General features: G+C 46.9%; 11 protein-coding genes and 1 pseudogene. 6 read left to right on the top strand and 6 right to left on the bottom strand.

The window, feature by feature from the left end; translation table 11 throughout:
* Positions 1–203: 203 nt before the first annotated feature.
* Positions 204–2,492 carry an NADP-dependent malic enzyme gene (locus tag DWZ67_RS01385; protein WP_034522738.1) on the bottom strand — a complete coding sequence of 763 codons (2,289 nt, stop codon included), beginning with the start codon at positions 2,490–2,492 and terminating at the stop codon, positions 204–206.
* Between the two features lie 175 nt (positions 2,493–2,667).
* Here DWZ67_RS01385 and DWZ67_RS01380 point away from each other — a divergent pair, with 175 nt between their 5' ends.
* The gene (locus DWZ67_RS01380; RefSeq protein ID WP_120137994.1) at positions 2,668–5,172 is read left to right on the top strand and encodes a family 20 glycosylhydrolase; all 2,505 of its coding nucleotides are present in this window, start codon (positions 2,668–2,670) and stop codon (positions 5,170–5,172) included.
* A 64-nt stretch (positions 5,173–5,236) separates the two neighbouring features.
* Here DWZ67_RS01380 and DWZ67_RS01375 read toward each other — a convergent pair whose 3' ends face one another.
* Positions 5,237–6,517 (bottom strand): O-acetylhomoserine aminocarboxypropyltransferase/cysteine synthase family protein, encoded by a 1,281-nt coding sequence (locus tag DWZ67_RS01375; RefSeq protein ID WP_005826957.1) that lies wholly within the window; start codon positions 6,515–6,517, stop codon positions 5,237–5,239.
* Between the two features lie 137 nt (positions 6,518–6,654).
* On the opposite strand from DWZ67_RS01375, the gene DWZ67_RS01370 reads away from it, so the two are divergent.
* Positions 6,655–7,671, top strand: a complete 1,017-nt coding sequence (locus DWZ67_RS01370; RefSeq protein WP_120137993.1) for an N-acetylmuramoyl-L-alanine amidase — start codon at positions 6,655–6,657, stop codon at positions 7,669–7,671.
* A 6-nt stretch (positions 7,672–7,677) separates the two neighbouring features.
* Here DWZ67_RS01370 and DWZ67_RS01365 read toward each other — a convergent pair whose 3' ends face one another.
* Positions 7,678–8,574 carry a DMT family transporter gene (locus tag DWZ67_RS01365; protein ID WP_009038040.1) on the bottom strand — a complete coding sequence of 299 codons (897 nt, stop codon included), beginning with the start codon at positions 8,572–8,574 and terminating at the stop codon, positions 7,678–7,680.
* A gap of 342 nt (positions 8,575–8,916) precedes the next feature.
* A pseudogene (locus DWZ67_RS01360) lies at positions 8,917–9,773 on the bottom strand (GyrI-like domain-containing protein).
* 193 nt (positions 9,774–9,966) lie between these two features.
* Between DWZ67_RS01360 and DWZ67_RS01350 the strand changes: the two are divergent.
* Positions 9,967–10,674: a TIGR02757 family protein gene (locus tag DWZ67_RS01350; RefSeq protein ID WP_120137992.1), complete on the top strand. Its 708-nt coding sequence runs from the start codon at positions 9,967–9,969 to the stop codon at positions 10,672–10,674.
* A gap of 4 nt (positions 10,675–10,678) precedes the next feature.
* Here DWZ67_RS01350 and ung read toward each other — a convergent pair whose 3' ends face one another.
* Entirely contained in the window at positions 10,679–11,341 is a 663-nt protein-coding gene (gene ung, locus DWZ67_RS01345) for a uracil-DNA glycosylase (RefSeq protein ID WP_120137991.1), read from the bottom strand.
* 213 nt (positions 11,342–11,554) lie between these two features.
* Here ung and DWZ67_RS01340 point away from each other — a divergent pair, with 213 nt between their 5' ends.
* Positions 11,555–11,905, top strand: a complete 351-nt coding sequence (locus tag DWZ67_RS01340) for a winged helix-turn-helix transcriptional regulator (protein ID WP_005832992.1) — start codon at positions 11,555–11,557, stop codon at positions 11,903–11,905.
* A 169-nt stretch (positions 11,906–12,074) separates the two neighbouring features.
* On the opposite strand, the gene DWZ67_RS01335 is transcribed toward DWZ67_RS01340, so the two are convergent.
* Complete coding sequence (locus tag DWZ67_RS01335; RefSeq protein WP_005826938.1) at positions 12,075–12,368, bottom strand: YtxH domain-containing protein; 294 nt, start codon at positions 12,366–12,368, stop codon at positions 12,075–12,077.
* A 166-nt stretch (positions 12,369–12,534) separates the two neighbouring features.
* Here DWZ67_RS01335 and DWZ67_RS01330 point away from each other — a divergent pair, with 166 nt between their 5' ends.
* Together DWZ67_RS01330 and DWZ67_RS01325 are read left to right on the top strand one after the other, a co-directional pair.
* Positions 12,535–12,810: a putative quinol monooxygenase gene (locus DWZ67_RS01330; protein ID WP_120137990.1), complete on the top strand. Its 276-nt coding sequence runs from the start codon at positions 12,535–12,537 to the stop codon at positions 12,808–12,810.
* A gap of 78 nt (positions 12,811–12,888) precedes the next feature.
* The gene (locus DWZ67_RS01325) at positions 12,889–14,748 is read left to right on the top strand and encodes an SLC13 family permease (RefSeq protein ID WP_005832990.1); all 1,860 of its coding nucleotides are present in this window, start codon (positions 12,889–12,891) and stop codon (positions 14,746–14,748) included.
* Positions 14,749–14,803: the final 55 nt, after the last annotated feature.

Here is a 14,803-nt window from a genome sequence, read left to right as displayed (position 1 = left end):
TTTATACCGCAAAATGGAATAAAAAGATATTATTTATCCTCTTTTTAGAGACTTTATGACGGGAATAAATACTAAAGCCGCCGAAATGGCAAGCGTTAGGATAATTGGACCGTCAATTCGTTCGACAGATATCAAAACAATGTAGCATTGTGCTGCCCAAAGCAGCACAATGCAAACTATTTGGAATTTTGATAACGGTCGTCTCATTTGGCAGCCTTCTTTTTGTCTACGATAGCATCGATAACTGCTACTGCAGTGATGTTAACGATATCGCGCACGGAGCTCTCAAAATCGGTAAAGTGGATAGGCTTGTTCAATCCCATTTGGATAGGACCAATCAGTTCGGAGTCCGTATCCATCGCCTGCAACAGCTTGTAAGCAGAGTTTGCAGAACTCAAGTTCGGGAAAATCAGTGTGTTTACGTCTTTTCCTTTCAGGCGTGTAAACGGGTACTTGGCATCACGCATTTCGCGGTTCATGGCGAAATTCACCTGCATTTCTCCGTCAATGGCAAGGTCAGGATAGTTTTGTTGCATATAATCCACTGCTTCGTGTACACTTACCGGGCTACCTTCCTTATCCGCACCGAAGTTGGAGTAACTCAACATGGCCATTACCGGTGTATGATTGAAGAAGCGGACGGTATATTCCGACAGCTTGGCAATATCGATTAGCGTTTCGGCATTGGGATGACGGTTAATCAGCGTATCGGCCAGGAAGTATGTACCTTTTTTGGAGTTCAGGATATGCATGGTGCCGAAATGCTTGTATTCCGGACGGATGCCGATGACTTCCTTGGCAACCTTGATGGTATTGCTGTATTTGGTGTAAAGACCTGTGATGAAAGCGTCTGCTTCACCCGTTTCCACCATCATCATACCAAAGTAGTTACGTTCGAACATTTTGTCATTGGCTTCTTCGTAAGTGACGCCTTCGCGGGCACGTTTTTCGGATAGAATGCGGGCATAGCGTTCACGGCGCGGCGCTTCATCCGGATGACGCAGATTTACTATCTCAATACCTTCAAGGCTAAGGTCTAGTTCTTTTGCCAGCTTCTCGATAGCTTCGTCGTTGCCCAATATAATAGGATGACAGATACCTTCAGCCTTGGCTTCCACAGCAGCTTTCAGCATATTGGGGTGGATGCCTTCGGCAAATACCACACGTTGCGGGTTGCGGCGGGCGGTGTCGTAGAGTTGGCGGGTCAGTTTGCTTTCGTAACCCATCAGCTCGCGCAGTTGCAGGCGGTAGGCATCCCAGTCTTCGATGTCTTTGCGGGCTACACCGCTTTCCATGGCGGCTTTGGCCACAGCGCAGGACACTTCGGTGATGAGGCGCGGGTCAACCGGTTTCGGGATGAAGTATTCGGGACCGAAGGTGAAGTTGTTTACATGGTATGCTTCATTCACAACATCGGGCACGGGCTGCTTGGCAAGGTTGGCAATGGCGTGTACGGCAGCAATTTTCATGGCTTCGTTGATGGCTTTTGCCTGCGTGTCGAGGGCACCGCGGAAGATGTAGGGGAAACCGATTACATTATTAATCTGGTTAGGATAGTCGGAACGACCGGTGGACATCAGTACGTCCGGACGTGCCGCCATGGCGTCTTCGTAAGAGATTTCCGGAGTAGGGTTGGCAAGGGCAAACACGATGGGATGGTCTGCCATGCTGCGAACCATGTCCTGGGTCAACACATTACCTTTTGACAGTCCGAGGAATACATCGGCGCCTTTGATGGCTTCTGCCAGAGTATGTACATCGCGACGGTCGGTGGCAAAGTAACGTTTCTGCTCGGTCAGATTCTCGCGGTCGCTGGTGATGACTCCCTTACTGTCCAGCATTAGGATATTTTCACGGCGTGCGCCGAGCGCTTCATACAGTTTGGTGCATGAGGTGGCGGAAGCCCCGGCACCGTTTACGACGATTTTCACTTCCTCTATCTTCTTGCCTGCCACTTCCAGGGCGTTCAGCAATCCTGCGCTGGAGATGATGGCGGTGCCGTGCTGGTCGTCGTGCATCACGGGGATGTCCAATTCCTCTTTCAGGCGGCGTTCTATTTCGAAACATTCGGGTGCTTTGATGTCTTCCAAGTTGATACCTCCGAATGTTGGGGCAATAGCCTTGACAGCTTCGATGAACTTGTCGGGGTCTTTTTCATTTACTTCGATGTCGAATACGTCGATACCTGCATAAATTTTGAACAACAGACCTTTACCCTCCATGACGGGTTTGCCGCTGAGGGCGCCAATATCGCCCAGGCCGAGCACGGCGGTTCCGTTGGAGATGACAGCTACCAGATTGCCTTTTGCTGTATATTTATATGCATCTTGCGGGTTTTTCTCAATTTCGAGGCACGGTTCTGCAACGCCCGGAGAGTAGGCGAGAGAAAGATCGGTTTGTGTACTGTAAGGCTTGGTGGGTACTACTTCAATCTTACCCGGTTTGCCTTGCGAATGGTAGAGCAAGGCTGCTTCTTTGGTTATTTTAGCCATGGTAGAATAGTTAAATTGGTTATAATTTGGCTGCAAATGTAGGTATAAAAGTTCTAAATTGTAGCTCGCTGTCAATAAAATCTATTACTTTTATCAGTTAATTAGCTTAAAATGCTTATTTTTGGCATCAGATTTTAGAAATTACCCCCATTTATTAACTTAACACATGAGTTGCATGAGAATTTTGAAACTTCCTCTGGCAGGATTATTATTTTGTGTAATGGCACTATTTGCTGGATGTAAAACGAGTAATGAACCTAAGGCACCGGTTGCTCTGACCTGGGAAATGGGTGCAAGTGACATCGAACCCGGATATTATGAGAATACCTTTATTCTCAAGAATATCTCTCAAAAACCTCTAAAAAAGAACTGGACGATTTACTATTCACAGTTTCCCCGAGGGGTGAAGCAGGAAGGAGCCTCTGAAGTGAAGGTAGAGGTAGTGAACGGTAATTTTTTCAAAATGTATCCGACAGACGAATTTGCTTCGCTGGCTCCCGGTGATTCCATGCGGATTACTTTCCTTTGCACTTACAAGCTGGACCGGAACTCCCATGTACCGGAAGGAACTTATTGGGTGGAGACTGTGGATGGTAAAGAGGGCAGTCCGTTGCCCGTGGCTTTGAAGGCGCTGCCGCTTCCTTCTCCCGAGTCAATGAGCGGCTATCCGGATGCGACTAAGATTTATGAATCCAATCTTCGCTTGGCTGGTGCTCCTGCTTTGGTGCAGTCAGACATTCTTCCGTCTGTAAAGAAAGCGGTAGCCATTGAAGGCGATAATGTCGTATTGGAAGGTAAGGTAGCTTTGGCATTTCCGGAGAACTTTGCCGGTGAAGCCAAGTTGCTGAAAGAGAAACTGACTGGTTTGTATGGTTTGGAAGTTGTCGGAAATGCTTCCGTGAAGATTGTGCTGGAAGAACTGCTTGATAGGAAGGAGGCCGTAAATGATGAATATTATACTATCAATATAGGTGACAACCTGATAAAAATCAGTGCTGCCACTCCTCATGGCATTTTTAATGGTACACAGACACTTTTGTCAATGTTGAAGGACAAGCAGACACCTTATTTGCTGGAGGCAGTCTCCATCCGGGATTATCCGGACTTGGCATATCGTGGACAAATGATAGATATTGCCCGTAATTTCACCGCTCCGGAGAACTTGAAGAAACTGGTGGATATTTTTGCATCTTATAAATTGAATGTCCTGCATTTCCATTTTTGTGATGATGAAGCCTGGCGTTTGGAGATTCCCGGTTTGGAGGAACTGACTGCTGTGGGTAGCCGTCGCGGGCATACCACTGACGAAAGCCAGTGCCTCTACCCATGTTATGACGGTGGCTATGACCCTGATGCAAAGACTGTAGGCAATGGATATTATAGCCGCGAGGAATTTATTGATTTGCTGAAGTATGCTGCCGAAAGACATGTCCGCATTGTTCCGGAAATAGAATCTCCGGGGCATGCCCGCGCTGCCATTGTCTCCATGAAGGCACGCTATAACAAATATTTTGAAACTGATCCGGGGAAAGCTACAGAATATATGTTGAGTGAACCGGAAGATACTTCACGTTATGTTTCTGTACAATATTATACGGACAATGTGATGAATGTCGCCTTGCCTTCTACTTACCGTTTTATGGAGAAGGTGATTCAGGAACTTAATGCGATGTATCAGGAAGCCGGTCTTTCACTGTACACAGTGCATTTGGGTGGTGACGAAGTGCCTCGCGGCGTGTGGATGGGCTCTCCGAAATGCCAGGAACTGATGAAGGAAAAAGGCATGACGAAAGCTCATGATTTGTCAGAGTATTTCATTACGCAAATGGCGGATGTGATGCAGAAGAACGGACTGAAATTCAGTGGTTGGCAGGAAGTTGCTTTGGGGCATACCGAAGAGGCTCATCAACAGTTGAGGAGCCAGGCTGCCGGTGTGTATTGCTGGAATACTGTACCGGGCTCTGATGAAGTGGTTTATCAGACAGCCAATAACGGTTACCCGGTCATCCTTTGCAACGTGGGCAATTTCTATATGGATATGGCTTACAATGGTCATCCGGACGAGCGTGGACTCGATTGGGGAGGTTATGTGGATGAGTCTGTCTCTTTCTCTATGCTTCCTTTCAGCATTTATCGTTCGCTGCGTGTGGATATGGCAGGCAATCCCATTGATTTGAATAATGCGGAAAAGGGGAAGACTGCTTTGACAGAGATAGGCAAGAAGCATATTATGGGTGTACAAGGGCAATTGTTCGCCGAAACTATCCGTAGTTTTGATGGCGTGGAATATCTTCTTTTCCCAAAAATATTAGGGCTGGCAGAACGTGGCTGGAATGCCCATCCGGCATGGGAAAATTTATCCGATATACGGGAGGAGCAGGCTTTCAATCAGGCTTTGGCACTTTATTATGAGAAAATCAGCAAGAGTGAAATGCCTTATTGGGCAAAGAATGGGATTAACTTCCGCTTGCCTCAGCCGGGATTATTGGTAAAAGATGGAAATCTGTATGCTAATGTGGCCATTGATGGTGCTGAAGTACGTTACACAACTGATGGTTCGGAACCTACTGCCCAGTCAACCTTATGGAAAGAACCGGTGAAGTGTGGTTCCCTGGTAGTGAAAGCAAAGACCTTCTACCAAGGCAAGGAAAGTTTGACGATTATATTGAATGTTGAGTAATAGAGAATATTGAAATGAAAAGGGAGTGCATTGTCCGAAAATGCACTCCCTTTTGTTTATTCCTTTAGGCGTTCAGCGCTTGTTCGATGTCGGCAATAATATCCTCTGCATTCTCTATACCTACCGAGAAGCGAATCAGGTCGGGGCGTACACCTGCCTCCATCAGTTGCTCGTCTGTCAACTGGCGGTGTGTATGGCTGGCTGGGTGTAGCACGCAAGTACGTGCATCGGCCACATGAGTCACAATGGCCGCCAGTTTCAGTGAATCCATAAACTTGATAGACTCTTCCCGTCCGCCCTTCAAGCCGAAGGTGACAACGCCGCAAGAGCCGTTCGGCATGTACTTCTGTGCCTGCTCGTAGTATTTGTCGCCCGGCAGACCACAATAATTCACCCAAGCCACTTTGTCGTTCTGGGCAAGATACTCGGCTACCGCTTGTGCATTCTTGCAATGTTGGGGCATACGTAGGTGCAGTGTTTCCAGACCCAGGTTCAGCAGGAATGCGTTTTGTGGAGACTGGATGCTGCCCAGGTCGCGCATCAGTTGGGCTGTAGCCTTGGTGATGTAAGCCATTTTGCCGAAGGCTTTCGTATAAGTCAGTCCGTGGTAAGACTCGTCCGGGGTGCACAGTCCGGGGAATTTGTCGGCGTGTGCATCCCAATCGAAGTTACCGCTGTCTACAATGGCTCCACCTACGCTGGTGGCATGTCCGTCCATGTATTTGGTGGTAGAGTGTACTACGATGTCGGCACCCCACTCAAACGGACGGCAGTTGATGGGGGTAGGGAAGGTGTTGTCCACAATCAAGGGCACGCCGTGGCTGTGGGCAATGCGGGCAAACTTCTCTATATCGAGCACTTCGAGCGTAGGGTTGGAGATGGTTTCGCCGAATAGGGCCTTGGTATTGGGGCGGAAAGCAGCGGAAATTTCTTCCTCGCTGGCATCCGGGTTGACGAAAGTGACGTCGATGCCCAATTTCTTCAAAGTTACTCCGAAGAGGTTGAATGTTCCGCCATAGATGGTAGAGGAGCAAACAAAATGGTCTCCTGCCTGGCAGATATTGAAAATGGCATAGAAGTTGGCTGCTTGTCCGCTGGATGTCAGCATAGCGGCCACACCACCTTCGAGGGCGGCAATCTTGGCGGCTACTGCATCGTTCGTAGGGTTCTGCAGGCGGGTATAGAAATAGCCGCTGTCTTCAAGGTCAAACAAGCGTGCCATCTGTTCGCTGGTATCATATTTGAAAGTTGTACTTTGATAGATGGGGAGTACACGGGGCTCGCCCTTTTTAGGAGTCCATCCGGCTTGTACGCACAGCGTCTCCGGCTTGAATTGCTTTGCCATAATGTTATCTGTTTTAAAAGTTTCTTATCTATTATCGCGTAAGTTGTCGCAAAAGTAGGGAAAAAATTATAATTTTGTGCTTAAGTATGGTAAAATGCTATAAATTAGCGGCTGGAAATTTGTAGCGAACCGAATAAATGATGAATAATTGGAATATGAAACGCATATTTTGTTTACTGACCATCCTCTTTTGTACTTTGTTTGTTTTTAATGCTTCGGCTCAGGAAGAGCGGGATAGTCCGAGACGTGGAGAAGGAATCTCTGTTTTCCTGGAACGTAACAAGCGCCCGGGGAGAGCCTATTATAAGGAGTTTTTGGAGCTGAACAAGAAACTTCTTAAAGGGAAGGAGGAATTGCGGCTGGGAGTGAAGTATGTACTGCCCCCATTATCAAAGCCGGTTGGCAATGGGAAGAAGACAATCAATGAACCTTTGTTCGGGAAAGCGCTTGCCAGTGTAAAAGTGACATCCAACCGTTTGCAGGGCGCTTGTTTTTATGTAGTGAGCGGACATGGAGGCCCCGACCCCGGAGCTATCGGCAGAATCGGCAAAATAGAACTGCATGAAGATGAGTATGCGTATGATGTGGCTTTGCGCCTTGCCCGTAACTTGATGCAAGAGGGGGCGGAAGTCCGTATCATTATCCAGGATGCTAAAGACGGAATCCGTGATGACAAGTACCTTTCCAACAGCAAACGTGAGACGTGCATGGGAGCTCCCATACCCTTGAACCAAGTGGCACGTCTCCGGCAACGTTGCGCCAAAATCAATGAGTTTTACAAGAAGGACCGCAAGAACTATAAATATTGCCGTGCCATTTTTCTTCATGTGGACAGTCGCAGTAAGAGCCATCAGACCGATGTGTTCTTTTACCACTCTAAAAGCAAGCCCGACAGCAAGCGTCTGGCTAAGACCATGAAGAAAACTTTCGAATCGAAATATGACAAGCACCAGCCCAACCGTGGGTTTACCGGAACTGTCAGCGCACGCAATCTTTATGTGTTAGCCAATACTTCTCCCGCTTCCGTATTCGTGGAATTGGGAAATATCCAGAACACTTTTGACCAGCGCCGTTTTGTAATCAGTTCGAACCGCCAGGCCTTGGCCAAGTGGATGATGGAGGGTTTCATCACGGATTATAAAAAGGCGAAATAAGGACAATCAACTCTCACTCTCCTTTTTCTTTTCGTGTACCACCACGACTGTAACGGCCGTTATTATCAGCGCCATGCCGATGGCGCTGGCCGGTGTGAAGCTTTCATTGAATATCAGGCAACCGATAACTACGGCTGTCAGAGGTTCCAAGGCCCCGAAAATGGAAGTCAGTGTAGGCCCTATGTATTTAATGGCTTTTACCAGGGTGATGTTGGATATAGCTGTTGCCGGCAGCGCCAGTCCGAGAATATTCAGCCATGTGTAGGTATCATTGGCCAGCCGGATGCCTCCGGTCAGATATCCTCCTATAATAAAGAACAAGGCTCCCAGCCCCATTACGTAGCATGTCAATGCAGTGGAGGGAATCTGCACGGCACGGCTCTTCCTTACTCCTACGATATATCCTCCATAAAAGAATACGGACAGACCGGCAGCAATCAGCCCGATGGTCGTGTTTCCTCCTTCAAAGTCTATTTTGCCGGATGACAAAAGTCCAGCTCCGCTTAGTGACACCAACACGGCAAACAGAATGGCGAATGACCTCTTTTCTCCGAAAAAGCCCATCATGGCCAGTGCCACGGCCAGCGGATACATGAAATGAATGGTGGATGCCACTCCGCTGGATATGTTCTGATAGGCGATGACCAGACTGAAGGAGGTAGCTGCTCGGAGCAGGCTGAGGATGAACACCGTTCCCCAGTCTTTCCTGCTGATGCGGAATGTCTCGCCCAGCATAATGCCGAAAACGACCAAGGTAAGTGAAGCTATTCCCCATCGGTAGGCCAATACTTCGAAAGAGGAGAAGCCCGCAAGGAGTAATGAAATGGTGAAGAAAGGAGCCAGCCCGAAGGTGGCAGAGGAGAGAGCCGCATATATAAACCCTTTTATGGAAACATTTTGCATTTTTTATCTTGATTTTAATGGAGATTTTAAAATTATCTGTTTGCGTCAATTGCTTGATTCGCATTGCGTCGTGCAAAATTAATGAATAAAAACAAGCATACAGACAAGGGAGTGTCCCTTTTTTACAATACAGTATAGATATGGGTATCTAATATAGTATCGACCAGCTTGCCTGATATTTATTCGTTCCATCATGAGGTAAAAATCATTCCACCGCGGAGTAAAAATCGTTCCACCATGGTGGAACGATTTTTACTCCATGGAGGAACGAATACTTGTTCGCTGTCCGGCTCCTAAACTCTTCCGGGGAGAAAGTCTGATAGCTCCGGCAGAACAGTTTGCCTACTCTACCGGAATATAAATCTCTGTCAACAGTTCCTCCGGCGCCGTATCTGCGGGGTTGTTCAAGTAACGTTCCGCACTGGACTCATCCCGTAAGCTACATTCCATTTCGGGGATATACTTCCCGTAGATGGTATCGTATACGGCCTGCAGATGTTCATATGGGCCTTTGTATAGGAATATGGCATAGCGGCCTGCCGCGAGCTGTTTAAATCCTATGTCTCCTTTGGCCGTTGCAGATGAGGGTAGGACTATACATACATCGGTACGCAGCTTTTCAGCGGGCGTCACTTTGGGGTCATCGTGATAGATACAGTAGGGCATCACTTCTCCCATAGGCAGTTTTTCTTCCTGGATGAACTGGCAAAGGCGCATCCATGCGCTGCAATAGTCGTTCAGTTTATAGTCGCCAAAGAGGCGGATTAAATTACATTTCGGGCAGGAACTTCTTTGATTTCGTGTTTCAGTTCCAGTTCCGGACGAATAATGGCTGGTTTCATAATTACAAAGTTTTTATTGTTACGATACTCTAATGGTGAAATGCCATAGAACTGCTTGAATACTTTTGACAGTGACGAGGGCGAAGAGTAGCCTATACGGTAGGCTATGTCCGCTATCGGCATGTCCGAGTAACGAAGCAACCGGGCAGCGGCTTCGGTACGCGTCCGGACAATGAACGTACCGACGGGTTCACCCAGGAAAGCTTTCATGATGCGGTGGAAGTAGAAGGGAGAGAAATGGGAAATCCTGGCCAAAGATTTCAGGTCAATTTCTTCTCCGAGGTGCAGATTTATATAATCCACTACTGCGTTCACGCACTTTTGGTATTCCTCCTGGGTTGTCTTTTTCTGTTGCATGGTTCTATTGGGCTTTTTCATGTTGCAAAAATAGGAGGAAAAGAAATAGGTTACTTGTCCGATGTTGCTATAAATGCAATATCTTTAAATAAGATAAACTATATCCCGGCACAACTTTTTCGTGCAAGCATGAAAGTTTTGCATTCGATTTGCAATATCTTTGCATTTCAGATGAAAAAACAAATGCTTGCAGATGACCGAGGAGATTAAAAGACAACTTTGGGAGTGGGCGGCGGCCTATCATTGCGCCGGCTTCATTCAGAACGACCCCGTACAGTTTCCACATCGCTATGAACGGAGGCAGGATATTGAAATCAGTGGGCTGCTGACTGCTATCATGAGTTTCGGCAACCGTAAACAGATATTGAAAAAGGCTGAAGAGTTGCATAGGTTGATGGGGGCATCACCTCATCAATACGTGTTGTCCTGCCGATGGAAGAATGACTTTCCTGCTGCGGACAGAAGCAGTTTTTACCGGATGCTTTCTTATGCTGACTTTCATTCCTATTTCAGACGTTTGCATGCAGCTTATTCTGCTTTTGACAGTCTGGAGGATGCCTTATGTACGTATGCCGGTAATCCGATGGAAAGGTTATGTGCATTTTTGGAAGTCTCGGCGAAGAGTCCCCAAAAGAAACTGAACATGTTTTTGCGCTGGATGATAAGGAAAGGTCCGGAAGTGGATTTTGGTATTTGGGAGAGATTTGATTGCAGGGACCTGATTGTGCCTTTGGACACGCATGTCTGCCGTGTGGCTTATGCTTTGGGACTCACCGAGACAGAAACATTTTCTTTGAAGAATGCCCGCCGGATTACTGAAGCTCTGGCAGAGGCCTTTCCGGACGACCCGTGCCTGGGGGACTTTGCTTTGTTTGGAAGCGGAGTCAGCGGAGTATTGTAGCGTGTTACCAGTCAATTTTTTGTATCCCTCTGCTCCGTAAGAAATCGTTGGCTTTACTGAAGTGCCTGCAACCGAAGAATCCGTATTCGGCAGAACGTGGGGACGGATGGACGGTAGTCAGAATCAAGTGTCTGCTGCTATTGATTAAAGCGGTTTTTTCTTTGGCGTATGCTCCCCAAAGCATGAATACAAGATTCTCCCGTTCATCACTCAGTTTCTTGATAACAGCGTCTGTGAAGATTTCCCATCCCATGTTCCGGTGCGAGCCAGTTTCGTGGGCACGTACTGTGAGGACGGAATTCATAGGAAACACGCCTTGCGCTACCCAACGGTCCAGATTTCCGGAAGTCGGAATGGGCTTTCCCAGGTCCTGATGTATTTCCTTGAATATGTTTGCCAGAGAACCGGGAATGGCTATTCCTTTCGGTACGGAAAAACAGACTCCATAATACTGACCGGGATTAGGATAAGGGTCTTGTCCGAGTATGACGACTTTCACTTTCTCGAACGGGCAAGAGTTGAAGACGTGGAAAATCTGATGGCCGGGAGGCAGCACGTTGGCATGCCCGTATTCACTTTTTACAAATGCTACCAGCTTCTCAAAATAAGGTTTGTCAAACTCCTCTTGCAGGTGTTTTCTCCAGCTTTCTTCTATTTTTACGTTCATAAGAGTCTTGCAGTTACATATGAATAGGAAACGATGTTGCAAAAATACAAATAATCCGGATGAGGCGGATGCATTTACGAGTATAAAGAATGTTTTAATTATTGTATGAAACGATAGTTATTTTGAGTAAGTTTATTACTTTTGTGGTGTAATGCCGGACACTAAGCATAGAGCCGCCATTGCTGAGGTTAAACTGATTGGTAAAATAAAGGAATGGAAAATTTTCATCGTATGGATGCTTGTCCGGTACGGGATGTACTGAGCAGGTTGGGAGACAAATGGACAATGCTTGTGCTGGTCACACTGAAAGCGAATGGAACGATGCGTTTTTGCGATATACAGAAAACCATAGGGGATATTTCCCAGCGGATGCTGACGGTTACATTGCGCTCATTGGAGACGGACGGGCTGATTGTTAGGAAAGTCTATGCGGAAGTTCCTCCCCGTGTGGAGTATAACCTTACAGAAATCGGATGTAGCCTGATGCCGCATATTGAATCTTTGGTAGGATGGGCATTGGAGCATATGAATGATATTTTGAATCGGCGCAGTCTGCAGAACTGATGGGTCGATATGCAAAGAGGGTGTGTCGAAACTGGTATTCACCACAGATTACACAGATTTGCACAGATAAGCATCTTTGATTATCAGTAGATTAAGCTCATTCTGTGTTAATCCGTGTAATCTGTGGTGAATTTTGACACACCCCTTCAGAAGTTTCCAAGTGCTTGTTTTATTTCTTAGCATCGGCAAAATTGTGAACCTTGTTTTTCAGATTGTCAGCTTTCTCTGCGGCCTCATGGGCCTCATGGGCCATCTTGTCTGCTACTTTGGTGCCAACGTGCAATGCTTCTTCTTCAGCAGTGTTGATGAACTCCTTGGCTTCGCCATTTGCTTTGTGGATGGCACGGCATATGGCATCTTCCAGCTTTTTAGCTTTCTCCGTACGGGAGAAGTGGTAGGCCAATGCACCGGCAACCGAACCTATTCCCAGTCCGATCCAGAAATTAGAATCTTTACATTTCATAATCAAGTCAGTTTTTAATAGTTAAAGTTAGAATCAATTCTGATGAGACAACATACTTGCCAAAGATTGGTTCATCCGGCGGGAAAGGAATTAATAACAATTTACTTTTGTTGGTGGAGATATTTATTCTGCTTAAATTTGCGATGCACTTAAAATTTATACAAGTATGATTAGATTAAATGTTTTTATTCAGGTAAGTGCGGAGAACCGTGCCGTAGTATTGGAATCTGCCAAAGAACTGGTCGCATATTCCTTGAAGGACAATGGATGCATTGCTTATGATGTGTTTGAGAGCGCCACTCGCAGCGATGTTCTTATGATTTGTGAAACATGGAAAGATGCAGAGTCATTGTCTGCCCATGAAAAAGCGGACCATTTTGTGGCCCTGGTGCCCAAAATCCAGGGGCTGGCTGCCATGAAGTTGGAAAAATTCGAGTTCTGAATCAGTAATTTGAGGTAGTAAGGGGTTGTGTGATCATGCGTAAATAAGTATATTTGTGCATTCTTAATATACATATTTATGCTGATTACCCTTATTATCCTTGTTCTCTCCGCTGCCTTTTTTGTAGCAGGCAAAGTCCGTTCGGACATTGTGGCGCTTTGTGCGCTGATTGGTTTATTGATATTTCAGATTCTTACTCCTGAAGAGGCCCTTTCCGGCTTCTCCAACTCGGTGGTGATTATGATGGTGGGCTTGTTCGTTGTGGGCGGCGCCATTTTTCAGACCGGGCTGGCTAAAATGATAAGTTCGCGCATTTTAAAGCTGGCAGGCAAAAGCGAGCTGAAACTCTTCTTGCTGGTTATGCTGGTTACCTCTGCCATTGGTGCTTTTGTGAGCAATACGGGAACGGTGGCTTTGATGCTGCCTATCGTGGTGAGCTTGGCACTGAGTGCCGGAATGAATCCTAGCCGTCTATTGATGCCTTTGGCTTTTGCCAGCAGCATGGGCGGTATGATGACACTTATCGGTACGCCTCCTAACTTGGTCATTCAGAATACATTGACGGGAGCGGGCTTTGAACCGCTGTCTTTCTTCTCCTTCTTGCCGGTGGGCATTGTGTGCGTGATAGTGGGAACTTTGGTTTTAATGCCTCTGACCAAATGGTTTCTCTCCAAGAAAGGCAAAAAGAATGACGGAACATTGTCGGGTAAATCATTGGACCAACTGGTACAGGAGTACGGACTTTCCAGCAACCTGTTCCGTTTGAGGGCTGTCAATGACTCCCGTCTGATAGGAAAAACCATCATAGACCTGGATGTACGCCGCAAGTATGGTCTGAATATCATTGAAGTACGGCGTGTAGACTCTTCCCAACATAGATTCCTGAAAACTATTACCCAGAAATTGGCATCACCCGATACGACTATTTGGGTGGGCGACGTGCTTTACATTACGGGAGAGGTGTCGAACGTAAATCGTTTTGCTGAAGACTTTTTAATGGAAATGCTCGACGGGCATACCACTGAAGAAGCCTCCAAAGCCGACAAGTCCCTTGACTTTTATGACATCGGAATCGCCGAAATCGTGTTGATGCCCTCTTCCAATATCGTGAACCGGACGGTGAAGGAAGCGGGGTTCCGTGATAAATTTAATGTAAATGTATTGGGCATCCGTCGTAAGAAGGAATATATATTACGTGAATTGGGACGTGAGCGTATGCATAGTGGCGATGTTTTGCTGGTGCAGGGTGCGTGGCAGGACATCGCACGGATAAGCAGGGAAGATTCCGATTGGGTGGTATTGGGGCAGCCTTTGGCAGAAGCCGCCAAAGTGACGCTGGATTATAAAGCGCCCATAGCTGCCGCTATCATGGTGCTGATGGTTGCCATGATGGTCTTCGACTTTATTCCCGTGGCCCCGGTGACAGCGGTGATGATTGCCGGCTTGCTGATGGTGCTGACGGGATGTTTCAGGAATGTGGAAGCCGCCTATAAAACGATAAACTGGGAAACGATTGTACTCTTTGCAGCCATGCTCCCCATGTCTCTTGCACTCGAAAAAACCGGTGCCTCGGAATATATATCCAACAGTCTTGTAAGTGGATTGGGCAGTTATGGTCCTATTGTGTTGATGGCAGGTATCTATTTCACCACTTCATTGATGACCATGTTTATCAGCAATACGGTGACGGCAGTGCTGATGGCCCCTATTGCTCTTCAAAGTGCGATTCAGATTGGAGTAAGTCCCGTTCCGTTCTTGTTTGCCGTGACGGTTGCGGCAAGCATGTGTTTCGCTTCTCCGTTCTCTACGCCGCCCAATGCACTGGTGATGCCGGCAGGACAATATACATTCATGGATTATATAAAAGTGGGGCTCCCGTTGCAGATTATTATGGGAGTGGTGATGGTATTTGTGTTGCCGTTGCTGTTTCCTTTTTAGCAAAGTATATGACCACTTCATTATGCTGTAATATTGGGCGCGGATTACGCGGAAT

Origin of the sequence: Bacteroides sp. AF34-31BH, assembly GCF_003602795.1 — a bacterium.
Classification (GTDB): Bacteria; Bacteroidota; Bacteroidia; order Bacteroidales; family Bacteroidaceae; genus Bacteroides; species Bacteroides uniformis.
This window is presented reverse-complemented; position numbering and strand designations above follow the sequence as displayed.